Origin of the sequence: Vibrio agarivorans (genome assembly GCF_030409635.1) — a bacterium.
Taxonomy (GTDB): Bacteria; Pseudomonadota; Gammaproteobacteria; order Enterobacterales; family Vibrionaceae; genus Vibrio; species Vibrio agarivorans.
This window is the reverse complement of record NZ_JAUFQF010000001.1, coordinates 946,064-960,700: the sequence shown is the minus strand read 5'-3', so window position 1 is coordinate 960,700 and position 14,637 is coordinate 946,064. Positions and strand designations below refer to the sequence as shown.

The window sequence follows — 14,637 nt, the reverse complement described above, 5'->3', positions numbered from 1 at the left end:
GGGTCGTGTTAGTGTTTGGTAAGTTATTAAACCAATAAAAACAAAGCATTAATTCAACTTTGGAGACATGTTGGATTGATAGTTTTTGCTGATAGGTTCTTTATATGCTGCCCCAACACAAACTGCTCAATATAGGTGCGTTGACCTCACTGTTTAAGAGTACAACTAACTCGTATAAATACCTGTTTTTCATGGCTTTAATAAAGCAGTTGGAACATGCAGAAGATACGCAGGAAGTGGTGATTGACGTTAAAGTAATTGTCAAAGAGATGCTGTTGATGTCTTTGTATCCGACAAAGTATTTTCTACTGAGTTTTGGTGTTTTGGACAAGACAGCTTCGATTTTGGATGAGGTAGGTTGTGGTTCACTTCTTTCTGATGGTAGTGCCAAGAAACAACTTGCTTTGGCTAAAGCTCAAATTGATGAACACTGTGATGATAAGGTAACGAAGAAACTCAGCCAATATGTGGTGTATCGCCTCATTAGGCCATTTCTAGAACACAGCCTGAAAAGCTCTTGTGAGAACAGCGTAAATAAAAAAATAGCGCACCTATCAAATGAACGTTTTGATCTAGATAAGCCGATTTATAAGATAGATGGCGTACCGACTCCCAAAGCTGTGATCGTACATCCAACATGGGCCAGTTACTTAAAGCGAAATTACTACATCGTAAAAAGCTGGGCTGAATTAGAGTTCATTCGCTACTTGCAAACTCGAAATCCAAATACTCCGGCAATTCCTAACAAAATTTCTGCACCTCTAAAGCGTGAATCATTGACTAAGCAACGTAAAATTTGGGATGAGTACATTAAGCAGCACGGTTTAAAGTGTTTGTTTACGGGTGACCCTATTGAGGTAGACAATTATGAACTCGATCACTTTGTACCTTGGAGTTACGTCGGCCATGATCAGCATTGGAATCTAATTCCGATTACATCAAGCGTGAACAGCGCTAAGAACAATTCAATTCCGTCTGATCACTACTTACGATCGTTTGTTGATGCTCAAATGCATTTTATTGCCTTTGCTCAAGCAAATAAGAAGAAAGCAGTAATTGAAGACTGGATGATGGGACTACAATGTTCAGAAACTGAACTTTCAATGCACAAAGATAATGTTGAAAAGAAACTTAAGACAACGGTTGAATCATTGATTGAAATGGCAGTATTACAAGGATTCAATGGTCACTGGCGAGCCAACAGATAGGACAGCATCATGGCAAAAATAGTGAGGGATAATATTCCACAAATCATCCGCGAGAGTGGAAAAACGCCACGCATAAAGACGCTCGAAGATACTGAATTAGTTGACGCGCTAGATGCAAAGCTAGTTGAAGAATTGCAAGAGTACCAATCTGAAACCGATACAGCTAAAGCAGTGGAAGAATTGGCAGATATGTATGAAGTGATTATTGCTCTGGCGAAGGTCAAAGGTTATGCATTAGAGGACTTTCTTGCGATAGCGGAACGCAAACGCAATGCTAATGGTGGGTTTGACGATGGGGTGTATTGGATGGGGAATGAGTGAAGGAAGGATTCAAGGTGCAATCAACTAACAACTAATGGTTAGTTTTAGGGTCATTAGATGACGTTTCATGTTGATGAGAACGTAGTATTTTTATCAGCTGTCGAACACAAGTGTTGGTGGAATTTTATAGAGGTGAGTATGTACGATGTTAAATCAATGAAGGAAGATATTGAACGTGCTGTTGAAGTCGTGAATCAGCAGGTGAAAAATAAGTTTGTAGATGCATTTCAGGCTATCTATGTGGATGGCAATGTACCAAACAAATTCCCCAACGAAGTGAAAATTGAGAAGCATATTATTACAAGCGCGTCTGCTCTTAACGAGGTTTTATCAGGTGAAGGGTTCTATATAATTTTCACTGATGCAGAAATCGATGGGAATAACTGCCTTTTAACAACGGTAGAGGGTCTTAAAGCTATTTATCGGGGTGAATGCAGAACAACGAAAAAGCGGCTTCAAAGTCACTTATTTAATCGACGCTACAAAGAAGACTATGAACACAGGAAAAGGAATTATTTAAGTAAACCAGAGAATGCAAACAAAGGCTTTTATGAACCGTTTTGGGCTGCTTGTTTAAAGGTAGATGAAAATAATGGATTAAACCTTGATGAGAGCAATGATAATAGTCAATGGATGGTTATTGTTCATAACATGAATGGGAGTTCTCAGAAAGTGAGAGTGCTCGCAGAGCTTGCATTTGATGAAGTCTTTGGCAAGCCTATAGCTAGTCGTGAAAGAACTTAGTGAGTAGATTCATAAGGCGATAACAGATTAGTAAGTAATTTTGCGTATGTTATGGCCCCTTCCCAGCTAAATTAAATGGCTCTGCAATTCTTCTAGCACGATACACGGATGGTCCAATCGGTGATACTGGCGCTTAGCCTCGCTTCATAGATAGTACAAACGGTAAAGCTATCGTTGGTGTTGTACATCGTTAAGTACTACGCAAGTCTTGTCGGTTTGCCTTGAATTCGTTTGAATAGGTTGGTAATGCGGACACGTAAGTGATTAATTGATGGCATGTCTATTTACACGACATGCACACAAAATACCGACTTACACGGCGCATTTAGGTATCGCATAATGCACCTCAGCAAACGGTATTGATTATGGAGCAGCTTATGTCTAATACAATTCCCCCACAGCCAGATCACAAAGGAAAAGAAGAGTATCTCAAAGTGAGCCGCCCCCGCCCTTGCGTGCCATATATTGGCTATGATGGTCTGGATTTAACCGATGAGGAACTCCAGCAGAAATGCCCCTTGATTCGATTTACGCAAGTGACGGACGTGAAACGATTGGAAACGTATCTTATCGATTTTTTCGCGTTCTACTATAACATCGATGCCAGCTTGCTAACGAGAGAAAGCGGGTTAGTGGATGATGTCGAGCGTTATGTTTGGGCACAAGAACTGGATTTACCGTTTGAGGAGGTCACTTATGGACGGATTGGGTGTGGGCAGGATGACGATGGCAATGTGGTTGGAGGTATTTCGGATCGCGGTTTAATTATGTTTATGTTTTTACAATTCGATCTCGAATCACTATTTGGGATACGAGCAGTGAAAGAGCCGAGCAAGGCGAACTTAGTTGTGGAGCCAGAGGAGGTACCTGGGCATTTATGCGATTGTGAAACCATCGCGGATTTAGCGGCGTTTATGTTCGCTTATGCTGAGTTGTATCGTCAATATCAGCAAGCTGAAAGTGACCGGTAGCGGCAATAGCTATCGTGAGTCAATAAACAACCCGTTCAAATATATTTGCTCGGTATACAATTCATCTTTAGGAGATAGCCTTGAAGAAAAAAGTCGAACTTTGTGACTTCGTTGCTGAAACTGTTGAGCCCTCTTACCCAAATATTTCTCTCAATGAGTATCGTATTCTACTTGAAATCTCGATTTATCAAGATTTACGTAGGTATCGTTCAGTGCCCAAGTCTAAGAGTCAAAAATTGCAGATTGAGTTGCTTGAGGCGTTTGAACGGCAATATCCCAAGGTTGAAACGGCACGTATGGTACCCCTTTTTGATCTTGGCCTTTATGTTCAAGAGTGGGTAACGGCAGAAACACATAACCATAGCTTCGGGTTTGAGTGTGACGGAATATCTGTCGGTCATGCAGTAGTTGAAGGTGCTGATTCGTTTGGGATTGATCATTGGTTATACTGCAATTTGCCTCGCGGTGAACGAGCGACCGCAAATACTAATCGCGCACAAGAGTTAAAGAGAGTCGCAATTGAATATTTAGCCCCGTTATTAACTCAACTAGATTTAGACAGTGCGTGTGATAAAGCGTTGTATCACGTTATTGTGTCTGAAGTGCTCACTATCAAGTCCAGTCGAATCGAGGATCTAAGTGCCTATTTGTATGGCGCTTCTCATGCTTTATTGGTGGATGGGCTATCGAAGCATGAATCGTTCAATTGTGCGGCTGCACTATCGCAGGCTTTAGAACAAGTGAATGGTTTTTCGCCTGAACCCATGGGGACGATATGGCGTCTTGGGTTAGGATATTCAGATGCTTTGATTGAGCGATACGATAAGTTGATGGCGAGCCTCAAGCCAAATGAGGACTCCATTTTGTCTCACTATGATGAGACAGGGGTTAGGGTAGAAATTTGGCGCTATCCCGATATAGCTCAGACTTTGCGGGTCTACAATCTAGATGAAGATGGGAATTGTTGTTTGATTGATGCAGAGAGCAATGTCAGAAGAGGGCATGAGTAACGCGCTCAGAATTAACTTATTCCTTAAACGTTACAATCAAAGAACAGGTAATTTTGGAATTCATAGGTTGAAAGTACAGTTCAGCTGGGGATTCATAGTGTTGGATAAACGACACCACAATCGGATTAGGGCAATCGTAAGTCACTATTTGTAGAGCATCATTTTGGGTGTTGGGATAACATCTGTTTCTATCACTCTATATTCTCTTAAGCAACCAATGAAAAAAGTACTCATCACAGGCTTCGAACCTTTTGGTGGAGAAACTATAAACCCAGCACTTGAGGCGGTTCGCTGTCTTGATCAAACCAAAATCAATGGCGGTGTGATTGTTGTTTGTGAGGTGCCCGTTGTTCGCTATGAATCGATAAAAACGGTTGCAGCGGCAATTGAAGCTCATAAACCGGATGTGGTGATTACGGTAGGGCAAGCTGCTGGGCGGGCAGCGATTACACCAGAGCGTGTCGCCATTAATATTGATGACTTTCGTATTCCTGACAATATGGGGAATCAGCCTATTGATGAGTGCATTGTTGAAGGTGGGCCTGATGCTTATTTCTCTACTCTTCCAATTAAAGCCATGACCAAGGCACTTCAAGAAAACGACATTCTTTGTGAGGTGTCAAATACCGCAGGTACATTTGTGTGCAACCATTTGTTTTATGGTATTCAACATCATTTGTCTGGTATGGGCGTACCTCATGGCTTTGTGCATATACCGCTTCTTCCTGAGCAGGACAGGCAGGGTAATCAGCCAACAATGACGTTGGATAGGATTGTTGCGGGACTGCGTTTGTTGGCGCAGGTCGCGATAGATTGTCCAGAGGATATTCGTATTGGTGGTGGGCAGATTTGCTAACTGTCAAATTGATGAAGTCAGCAACACTTATCTTCTTAACGCTTGTTTATTTTTATTAGGTCAACAGTATTCTATTCTTTTGTCGCATATTAACATTATTCCATCAATGTTATGCCTAACACTCAGGCCTTAAACTATCGGTAAAGTCGATACTTCCTGATTATTATGAACGATACTCTCATGACATATTAGCTCATTAAGATGAGTTGATGGAGAAAGTTATGAAAGTGGCAATACCAATTTTAATATCATGTTTAAGTGTTATAGCGTGCCAGTCACATGCGAACTCTCGCTATGATGATTACTGTGACCATATAGTAGGGGATAGTTTAGAAGGCGGCATTGTGGGAGGCGTTGCAGGTGCAGGTCTTGGGGCGATTGTCGATGGTAAGGAAGGGGCTCAACGAGGCGCTGCCATTGGCGCGGTTGCCGGTGCGGTAGATGGCTTGATTGATGGCGTCGAAAAACGTGAGCGTTGCAGACGGGATATGCGAGATATAGAAGACGCTTACATTGATGATGAAATCGATCGTTCCCTTGATGAAGCCATTGTAGAGCGAGAAATCATTGATAGTGTGGTTGAGGATGAAATCGCCGATGAGCTTCTGAATGATGCATGGGGATGATGTTTGAGATGAGAAAAAGGCAAGGAGGCCTTCTGCTAGCTTTAGTCTCAGAGTGAGGAAAAGTTTCCTATTTGACTTATTCATTCAAAGATTATTTTCGATATGTTTTGCAAGTCCAGTGACCGAAACTAGGATGACGGGATAAAGGAGTATCAACAGAGGCACTTTCATTAATGATATTTGTGCGTTACTGTTATTAAAATGTAGCAAAAAGGTTGTGTTCATTTCGTGGAGGCTGTAACAGATTCTGTGTAACTGCCGTTTAGTTAATGTGTTTCTCCAGGCGTTCCTCGAACTCGATAATAAACCGACTCATAGCTTGGCGCCAGTTTTGAATAGGCATTGTCCATTTCTTACTGGCGTCTTTGATTGCTAGATATACCATTTTGGTTGCGGCCTCATCATTCGGGAAGATCTTACGCTTTTTAAGTGCCTTGCGGATCACGCTATTGAGGGACTCAATTGCATTGGTCGTGTAAATTGCTCTACGAATATCTTCTGGGTAGCTAAAAAGGGTGTTGAGATTTTGCCAGTGATTGCGCCAAGACTTGGAGATTTGCGGATACTGGCTATCCCAGACTTCACCAAAGCGCTCCAGTTCAAGTAGAGCCTCATCTTCGGTAGCAGAGCGATACACTCGCTTCAGGTCGGCTGTGACCGCCTTGTAGTCCTTCCAAGACACATACTTCAATGAGTTCCGCACCATATGGACGATGCAAAGCTGAATATGTGTTTGCGGGAAGACGGTGTTGATCGCATCGGGAAAACCCTTCAAGCCATCGACACAAGCGATAAGAATATCTTCAACGCCACGTTGATTGAGTTCGGTTAGAACGCTCAGCCAAAACTTAGCCCCCTCATTTTCGGCTATCCACATGCCCATGAGTTCTTTCTGACCATCGGTGTTAATGCCTAAAGCAAGGAAGATCGATTTATTGATAATGCGTTTGTCTTGGCGGATTTTGACCACAATGCAGTCGAGGTAAACGATAGGATAGATGGCATCAAGCGGTCTAGATTGCCACTCCACGATTTCCTCCATCACTGCATGTGTGACGCGCGAAACTAGGCTGGGTGATATCTCTGCTCCGTACCACTCGTCAAAAGCATTCACTATATCGCGTGTGCTCATGCCCTGCGCATAGAGCCACAAGATCTTGTCATCCATAGAGGTAAATCGTGTTTGATGCTTTTTGACTAACTTGGGGTCAAAAGAACCAAGACGGTCGCGAGGGGTATCGAGTTCAAATTCGCCGTCTTCTGTTTTTACACGCTTGGTGCTCTTTCCATTACGGCTATTTTGGGATTTTGAGGGTTTGTGCTTTTCGTAGCCAAGATGCTCTTCCATTTCAGCGTTGAGCGCCGCCTCAACAGTGATCTTTTTGAGCATCTGGCTGAACTCAGTTAAGTCATCGGGAGTTTTAATTCCCTTTGCAGCTTCTTTAGCAAAAGCTTCAAGTGCTTTCTTATCCATGTGCCTATCCTTAGCCATTAAGGCTTTAAGTTTAGACAGTTACACAGAATTTAGGACAGTCTCATTTCGTGTTTTTTCTTCCTTACTGGTTATCAGCGAGCATTAAACTTGCCATAGCTGCCAGCGTTTTCTCTATTCTTCCTTCCTATCTTTCTGCGATAGATTTACACCTAGAGATTTCTTCGGTGACACTAGGTTATTTAGCGACAACAGAACTGCTGGGTTTCGCTATTGCATGCGCAATTAACTTTTTTTGCGCGCGTTATCATATAAAAATCAATGACAACACTGCCCTTCTTTTGCTTTGTCTTTGCCACATTTGTAGTGCCGTGATTACCGATGTCAGCCTATTTTTTATCCTTAGAGCGATAGCTGGGGTCTGCGCGGGGTTGGTTGTAGTCAGAAGTTATGAGGTGCTGGGGCGAGAAGAGAACCCAGATGCTGCGTTTGGCAGGGCTATTGCTATCCAAATGCTTACCACAGCAATGCTATTTTTATTGTTGCCAAACCTAATGGAGCATGTGGGCTCAGGGAGCTTTTTTCTTGCTCTGGGCGCCCTGGTTGGTGCGACACTCTTGCTCAAACCTATGTGGGTTGATGGAGAAGATAATGAGCAGAATTCACAACCAGTCGATTATGGTGTGGTTAGTATCAGCTTAGGTGCCATTGCAATGGTCATGTTGACCCACTCTGCGGTTTGGTCAACGTTGAGTGGCTATGCGACGACTCATCATGTTGAGCTAAGGGACCAAGGAACACTGTTTGCTGTTGGCACCTTATTTAGTGTGGCTGGCGCGATCTTGGCAACGTTGTCAATTGTGCATCGAAAGAAGCCCCTTATATTAACCGCTGCGATTGGCCTGCAATGTTTTGTCGTCTCTACCATGCTGACAGGCGACAATATGTACAGCTTTATCGCTGCGACCTGTTTGTTTCAGCTATTGTGGAATTTAATCGTACCTCTGGTCATGGGAACGTTAGCTAGTGGACGTTACGCTAAGGTGGTGATTCGTTTTACGTTAGCTGCGCAGACCTTAGGTGCCGCTCTAGGCCCAATGGTGTTAGTTCCTGGGTGGGTGCTGCCAGAAATATTGTTATTTCTGGGCATCACATATCTGTTAATTGTTTCTATTATGCCCGTCAGGCGTGCGGTTTGAGGCTCTGTCACTATTGCGTGCATCAGGAGCAGTGCTCTCAATCTTTTGATGATACAAACCTCAGTTTTTCCCATCTAATTAGGGTGTTATTGTGCTCTAGCGCTTGGGGCACAATAGCTAACTTCGCTCCACCTATTAACAAAACCGATAGTACCAATTTTCAAGTATCACTAATTTCTCTCTAGTATTGCCGCTGAAATAATTAGTTACATAATTAAGGTCAGCACAATGAAAACGAAATTAAAGTTACTTAGTCCACTTCTTTGTATTGCAGCGTTATCACCTGCATTTGCGGGCAATAATGCCATCAACACCTCAGTCAATGATGAGTATGTTGAAGCCGGAGACCATCTTCAAATCCTTATTCCTGTTACTGGTCTGTTTGCTGCGTGGTTACATGATGATCCTCAAGGAGCAAAGCAGCTAGCATTATCAGTCGGTGCGACTCAGGTGATTGTTCATGGTACAAAAAACATCGTTGGTCGCTCTCGCCCCAATGACAGTAGTCGCATGTCGTTTCCATCAGGTCATACGGCTGCCGCATTTTCAGGGGCTGCGTTTTTACAAAGTCGATATGGTTCTGCATGGGGAATTCCGGCTTACGCAGCCGCCTCATTTGTTGGCTTGAGTCGTATGCATGGACGCCGCCACCACGCAGATGATGTACTCGCGGCTGCGGGTATTTCTTTCTTTGTTAACCAATATCTAATTTCGCCTTATGCTTCAGAAAACATGGCGTTCACAGCAGTACCAACCAAAGATGGTGTCTCATTTGGCGTCAGTTTAGCGAATGAATTTTTCTCTAAGCAGCAACGAAGCGCTTACGAACAACGCACGTCTGGCCCATTAAATCACCGCTTAGAGCTTGATATAGGGTTCAATTCTGTCGACAGTCTAAAAAAGGCAGGGCTACCAGGAGACAAACTTATCGATGAAGCTCAGCCTTTTGCTTCAATGACGTACACTTATCAGTTGCAAGACGATGCATTCTTAGAGTTTACTCTGTCTCCGAATGAAACGCGTCGATACGGGCAACTTACAGATTCATTTGAATATAATGGTAAGCAATACGAATCGGGAGATGATATTTATCTTGCGTTTCGTCAGTGGTCTGTCGGCGGCTCTTACAATCAAGCATTCAAACTTACCGATAAATTAACGGCTAGCATTGGTGCTGGAGCTTCCGGATATTTGCTTGAGCTTGAACTGGATAAGCAGAATGGTGGCCAGCATACGAAGACGTCAAGCGTGAGTGTGTTGCCAGGAATCAATACTCACTTAGATTATGAAGTCATCGATGATCTGCACACATTCGCTAATGTTCAGTACCATCGTTTGAAAAGTGATAGCGTATTAGTCGCGGAAGCGGGGGTAAGTTACGACTTAAATAAAGAGTGGGATATTAGTGTTAAATATCAACATCAAGATTCGAATTGGAAAAGTCAGCAAATTGACTACACCACAAAATCGGTATTGTTGAGCATAGCAAATAGATTTTAAGTAACTGATTTATAATTTTAAGCCCTCTTTGGTGGATAGCTAAAGAGGGCTTTGTATATTTTAAAATCATGAATCAAAAAACGCCGCAGCCCATGGGAGGAGAGCAGCATGATTGACTCAAAGGCGCAGCGTTAAGGTGTAAAATTAGCATTTAGAGCCAGCATCATTTAGCTGGAAAGCCTAGGTAATTTCGATAACTCGACCTATTAGCATTATTCATAGTTCCTAAATTGGATAGTGAGGGACTGTGGTTTATCGTGCGCGTATTCATTACCTATTAGGAGATCAGCATGTTTAAGTTTTTTATAAAAAGACCCAAACTTGCCATCGTCATATCAATTTTTATATCTATCGCTGGTTTAGTTTCCGCTTATCTATCTCCAATGGGTCGATATCCCGATGTTGCCCCTCTCACGATTACCGTTGATACCTGGATGGATGGTGCAACCGCAGAGGTGATCACCAAAACCATCGCGCCTGAAATTGAGAAACAGGTCAATGGTGTGGCGGGAATGCAGTATATGAAATCTACATCAGGATCTGACGGCACTTATTCACTTGAGGTGGTGTTTGACAATGGAACGGATGCAGACAATGCCGTTACGCTTGTTCAAAACCGCGTCAACCTAGCGATGCCGGAATTGCCCGGTGATGTTATGCGAAACGGCGTTAAAGTTGAAAAAATGTCGAATGGCATGCTTATCGGCTTATCTATTCAAGATCCCAGTGCTAAAGCACACGATACTGAAATAAGCGCGTTTGCTGGTGGTTCGTTCAAAGAAGCGCTTCAGCGTATTCCTGGCGTTTCGAAAGTTGATGTTCTCGGGGAAAAAAAGTATGCGATGAGAATTTGGTTAGACCCGACACAAATGCGTCGCTACTCCGTAGATGTCAATAGTATTCAAAATGCCATCTCAACGCAGAATAAAATTAGCCCAGCAGGGTCGCTAATCGGGAATTTGATTGAGTACCCTTTGACCGTGGACGGTGGGCTGACCACGACCGAGCAATTTGAACAAATTGTCATTCGTGGTGAAGCACTACAGAAGAAAATCTACTTAAAGGATGTTGCCAAAGTTGAACTCGGCGCCGAGGTCTATACCGCGAATGCTTATGCTGGTGTCAATAATGGCTCTGTAGTGTTTATCTATAAAACACCGGATGCCAATGCCGTCGAGGTTGGAACTGCTGTGGCAAAGTTGATTGATTCATCCAACTCTGAATTCCAGATAGACTATGTTTACGACGCAACGAGTTTCGTTCGCGGCGCTATTGATAACGTAGTCGAAACCTTGTTATTGGCAGTTGTGATTGTTGGGTTGGTGACATTAATCTTCATGCAATCTATTCGTTTAACGTTAATTACGGTTACGGCGATACCTGTCTCGCTAGTAGGCACGTTTGCCTTTATGTATGCCTTAGGTATCGATATCAACATTATCTCAATGTTGGGCCTTGTCATGGCCATTGGTATTGTTGTCGATGCTGCCATTATTGTCATTGAGGCTGCGGAGCATGAGCTGCACCATAACCAACAACTCTCTGTGACAGAGGCAGTGGGTATCGCACTAGATAAAGTGGTGGCTCCTATTATTGCATCGGCACTGGTGCTGCTGTCTGTGTTTGCGCCAACCATTTTTATGGATGGGATGACAGGAATTATCTACAGTGAGTTTGGCGTCGTACTTAGTGTTTCAGTGCTCGTTTCAACGGTTGTTGCACTGAGCTTAACGCCAGCGCTTTGTGCTTTATTTATGAAACCACCCAGCAAAGGCTTTATCGCTCGACAAGTCGAACGACTGATTGGATTTAAGATCAGTGGATTTACGACTATCACGAAAGGCTTTGTGCGTTTCCCGTTGCTCTCTTTGTTGCTGTTGGCGGCCGGTGTATGGGTGGCAATAGATCATGGCCGAGAGCTACCCCAAGGTATGCTTCCCGCCGAAGACACAAGCGCTATTTTTGTCGTGGGTGGTTTTGGCCCTGGTACAGCATTGGATGTCACTGACGAACACGCACTTGAGTTGGTCGATGCCTTTCAGAATATCCCAGGAGTAAAAAACTCTATCGCAGCGTCGGGCTTCAACCTATTAAACAATACCGCTGATATGAGCAGTTTTCTGATCTTATTAAATTTGGATGAGATTTCTGAGCGAAAGATGTCGGATGAGCAAATTACTGAAGTCGCGAATAAAACTCTGCAAAAAATGGGAATAGAAGGCTTCGCATTTAAACCACCTGTGATCCCAGAGCTAGGTATGGTCGATGGCGTGAGCATGGTGCTTATTGATCACCAAGCACGTTCAGCAGAAGAGTTAGGTAGAGATACTCAGCAAATTTTGTCTCAGCTCAATGAAAAGGATTCGATTGATATCGCGATGACTCAATTTGCGGTAAATAAGCCTTCGTTGAAGCTGAATGTAAATCGTCAAAAGTTGCTCGAGTACGGTATCAGCTATGCCGATTTAACGGCAGGGATGCAAACGCATTTTGGTGGCCAATATGTCAATACATTTAACCTTCACGGTCGAAATTATAAGGTGATGATGCAAAATGCGCCGGAGCATCGTCTTGATAAAGATGCTCTCAATCATGTTTATATCAACTATGGAAACGGGCAAAGCCAACCAGCAAGCAAGCTATTTGCGATTGAAACTATTTCAGTGCCTAATTTCCTTAACCGATTCAATGGGATGCAATCTGTCTCGATAGATGTCATACCGTCGCAGTCCACCGGGGCGGTGATCAGTGACCTTCAGTCTATGACACTTCCTGATGGTTACTCAATAGAGTTCACCGGTACAGCGAAAGAAGAGATTGAAGCAGGCAATCAAGCGACCATGATTTTGGCGTTAGCACTGTTGATCACTTATTTAGTTTTAGTGGGGCAATATGAAAGCTGGTTGATTCCCGCTGCGATCATGACCATGGTGCCTACCGCGGTGATAGGAATTATTGCTGGTGTTGAGTTACTTGGCGCAGAAATCACAATATTCACACAGCTCGCCGCAGTCCTATTAGTCGGCATGGCGGTTCGTAACGCAATTTTAATTGTCGAGTATGCAAAAGAATTGCGAGAGGTTAATGCATTACCTATCAAACAAGCAGCCGTGGAAGCGATGCGCCTGAGATGTCGTGCGGTATTTATGACGGCCTTTTCATTTGCAGTAGGCCTCGTGCCCCTTATGCTCGCTGATGCTATTGGTAGTGGTGCTCAGCAAGCACTAGGATGGGCATCTTTTGGTGGCATCGTAACTGCAACATTCTTAGGTTGCATCGCAGCCTGTGTCTTATTTGTCATTTTTCAGTCTATTCGGGAGTTTCGTCGCTCCCCAGGTCTTCAAGTTATTCAACTTGAAGACGTTTAATCACTTATCACTATCTTTAGGAGAAAACTATGAGAGAAATGTCTCGCTACATCACTTACTTATTCATCACTAGCACACTGCTTTGGTCAGCGGTCATCGTATCTGTACTGACTCGATACGCGTAAGAACAAACCAATTGAATGCGTCATACAGGAAGAGGACGCTTTTCACTCTAATTCAAAATTCCTTCTTGCTTGAAACTTCACGTTCCTCCCATTCCTTCATCACCTAAAATGCGTTCAATGTTGCGTTGAAGCATCCAATTTTAACCTAACTTATGTCCTTTTTTACACCAGGAAGGCTTGTCTGACTTGGATGTCGAGATGTTGGCTTTAAGACAGGTCGTCGCATATCATCTTGTCGATATAGATGCTTCATCGTTCATCGTAATTGTATAGATATTCCGATTTATTGGTGCGTTTCTATTTAACTATAACAACGCGCAAGTCATTAATCGCGTTGAAGGGTTGTTAGAATCTAATAACAATTTAAGTTTAGTAACGTTTGAATTGTAAGTAGTGGGGACAACCGCTTTTTAAGTTGTCTTTGGAATAGGGATAAATGTGGGAATGGTAGAAATAACTGGTCGAGCAGCGGAGAAATAGGTTGTGTTAATTGGTAATTCGAAACTGGTTTGCGTGATAGCGAATTGTCAGGTTATTTGCACAAAAAAAAGCCAACGCTGGTGCGTTGGCGATGATAGACGTTGGTAGCCAGTCTAGAAGTAGTAGTTCGCTTGCAGCCACCCGACAGTATCTTCCTTAACGGATAGGCCTTTTTTAGATGATTCTCCCGTATACTCAACTTTTGCACCAATAGACGCATTATTGAACAGCATGTAACCACCACCAATTTCAACTTGAGGTAGCCACTCTTTACTTTGTGCATGGTAGGTTGCTTTCGGGTTAGCATAGATCCAGTGACCGGCATCAAACCCATACATGCCGTAAAGGCCTACTTGTCCCAAAGCGGATTCAGATTTTACTGAACTGATTGAGTCTTTCGATTTTGTGTAACCGACTGAACCCATGGGAAATAACATGATGTTGTCTGTCACTTGGAATTTATAGATAGCACCCGCCAGTGCGGTCGTACTGTTTTTATCCCCCAGAACATCAACAGAGTAACCCAGTCCATCTGTCACATGGAAATACCGACCACGATAGTTAACATCACCAGATTTATTGTCAAAGCCCAAGTCAACTTGGAATATGTTGCTACCAAGCCCCATCATGCCGTTAAGTTGTGTAGTGTCTTTGCTTGCACTGACACCTAGCGTGCTAAAGCTAGCGGTTGGATCACCGTAGTTCACTGAGTCTGCTTCTTGTTCATTTGCTACCGCCGTACCAAATGCGCTTGCCATAATTACTGCCAATACCAATTTTTTCATACTGAACTCCAA

12 protein-coding genes are annotated in these 14,637 nt (G+C 43.3%); 10 read left to right on the top strand and 2 right to left on the bottom strand.

The features are described from left to right. Window positions 1-104 precede the first annotated feature (104 nt). From QWZ05_RS04175 to QWZ05_RS04145, 7 genes are all read left to right on the top strand, one after another. The gene (locus QWZ05_RS04175; protein WP_290296722.1) at window positions 105-1,208 is read left to right on the top strand and encodes an HNH endonuclease domain-containing protein; all 1,104 of its coding nucleotides are present in this window, start codon (window positions 105-107) and stop codon (window positions 1,206-1,208) included. A gap of 9 nt (window positions 1,209-1,217) precedes the next feature. Beyond that, entirely contained in the window at window positions 1,218-1,529 is a 312-nt protein-coding gene (locus QWZ05_RS04170) for a nucleoside triphosphate pyrophosphohydrolase (RefSeq protein WP_264876617.1), read from the top strand. Between the two features lie 138 nt (window positions 1,530-1,667). Further along, entirely contained in the window at window positions 1,668-2,273 is a 606-nt protein-coding gene (locus tag QWZ05_RS04165; RefSeq protein ID WP_264876616.1) for a hypothetical protein, read from the top strand. Between the two features lie 377 nt (window positions 2,274-2,650). Then, window positions 2,651-3,244, top strand: a complete 594-nt coding sequence (locus QWZ05_RS04160) for a hypothetical protein (RefSeq protein WP_264876615.1) — start codon at window positions 2,651-2,653, stop codon at window positions 3,242-3,244. A gap of 80 nt (window positions 3,245-3,324) precedes the next feature. After that, entirely contained in the window at window positions 3,325-4,254 is a 930-nt protein-coding gene (locus QWZ05_RS04155; protein ID WP_290296719.1) for a hypothetical protein, read from the top strand. Between the two features lie 217 nt (window positions 4,255-4,471). Beyond that, on the top strand, window positions 4,472-5,110 hold the full coding sequence (gene pcp, locus QWZ05_RS04150) for a pyroglutamyl-peptidase I (RefSeq protein ID WP_290296718.1): 639 nt from the start codon (window positions 4,472-4,474) through the stop codon (window positions 5,108-5,110). Between the two features lie 221 nt (window positions 5,111-5,331). Continuing rightward, entirely contained in the window at window positions 5,332-5,736 is a 405-nt protein-coding gene (locus tag QWZ05_RS04145; RefSeq protein ID WP_264876612.1) for a YMGG-like glycine zipper-containing protein, read from the top strand. 262 nt (window positions 5,737-5,998) lie between these two features. Here the strand turns inward: QWZ05_RS04145 and QWZ05_RS04140 are convergent, their stop codons facing one another. Beyond that, a complete protein-coding gene (locus QWZ05_RS04140) occupies window positions 5,999-7,210 on the bottom strand; it encodes an IS256 family transposase (RefSeq protein WP_290296716.1) in 1,212 nt (403 codons plus the stop codon). Window positions 7,211-7,278: 68 nt separating this feature from the next. Between QWZ05_RS04140 and QWZ05_RS04135 the strand changes: the two genes are divergently transcribed. The 3 genes from QWZ05_RS04135 (at window position 7,279) to QWZ05_RS04125 (ending at window position 13,235) form a co-directional block, all read left to right on the top strand. Beyond that, window positions 7,279-8,367, top strand: coding sequence for an MFS transporter (locus QWZ05_RS04135; RefSeq protein ID WP_290296714.1), 1,089 nt, complete (start codon window positions 7,279-7,281; stop codon window positions 8,365-8,367). 228 nt (window positions 8,368-8,595) lie between these two features. Continuing rightward, window positions 8,596-9,867 (top strand): phosphatase PAP2 family protein, encoded by a 1,272-nt coding sequence (locus QWZ05_RS04130; protein ID WP_264876609.1) that lies wholly within the window; start codon window positions 8,596-8,598, stop codon window positions 9,865-9,867. A gap of 290 nt (window positions 9,868-10,157) precedes the next feature. Continuing rightward, window positions 10,158-13,235, top strand: a complete 3,078-nt coding sequence (locus QWZ05_RS04125; protein ID WP_290296712.1) for an efflux RND transporter permease subunit — start codon at window positions 10,158-10,160, stop codon at window positions 13,233-13,235. A 718-nt stretch (window positions 13,236-13,953) separates the two neighbouring features. On the opposite strand, the gene QWZ05_RS04120 is transcribed toward QWZ05_RS04125, so the two are convergent. Continuing rightward, a complete protein-coding gene (locus tag QWZ05_RS04120) occupies window positions 13,954-14,625 on the bottom strand; it encodes a hypothetical protein (RefSeq protein WP_264876607.1) in 672 nt (223 codons plus the stop codon). Between the last annotated feature and the right edge of the window lie 12 nt (window positions 14,626-14,637).

Coding starts and splice junctions, on each gene's coding strand:
- QWZ05_RS04175 (WP_290296722.1), top strand. CDS start 105: ATGCTGCCCCAACACAAACTGCTCAATATAGGTGCGTTGACCTCACTG.
- QWZ05_RS04170 (WP_264876617.1), top strand. CDS start 1,218: ATGGCAAAAATAGTGAGGGATAATATTCCACAAATCATCCGCGAGAGT.
- QWZ05_RS04165 (WP_264876616.1), top strand. CDS start 1,668: ATGTACGATGTTAAATCAATGAAGGAAGATATTGAACGTGCTGTTGAA.
- QWZ05_RS04160 (WP_264876615.1), top strand. CDS start 2,651: ATGTCTAATACAATTCCCCCACAGCCAGATCACAAAGGAAAAGAAGAG.
- pcp (WP_290296718.1), top strand. CDS start 4,472: ATGAAAAAAGTACTCATCACAGGCTTCGAACCTTTTGGTGGAGAAACT.
- QWZ05_RS04145 (WP_264876612.1), top strand. CDS start 5,332: ATGAAAGTGGCAATACCAATTTTAATATCATGTTTAAGTGTTATAGCG.
- QWZ05_RS04140 (WP_290296716.1), bottom strand. CDS start 7,210: ATGGATAAGAAAGCACTTGAAGCTTTTGCTAAAGAAGCTGCAAAGGGA.
- QWZ05_RS04130 (WP_264876609.1), top strand. CDS start 8,596: ATGAAAACGAAATTAAAGTTACTTAGTCCACTTCTTTGTATTGCAGCG.
- QWZ05_RS04125 (WP_290296712.1), top strand. CDS start 10,158: ATGTTTAAGTTTTTTATAAAAAGACCCAAACTTGCCATCGTCATATCA.
- QWZ05_RS04120 (WP_264876607.1), bottom strand. CDS start 14,625: ATGAAAAAATTGGTATTGGCAGTAATTATGGCAAGCGCATTTGGTACG.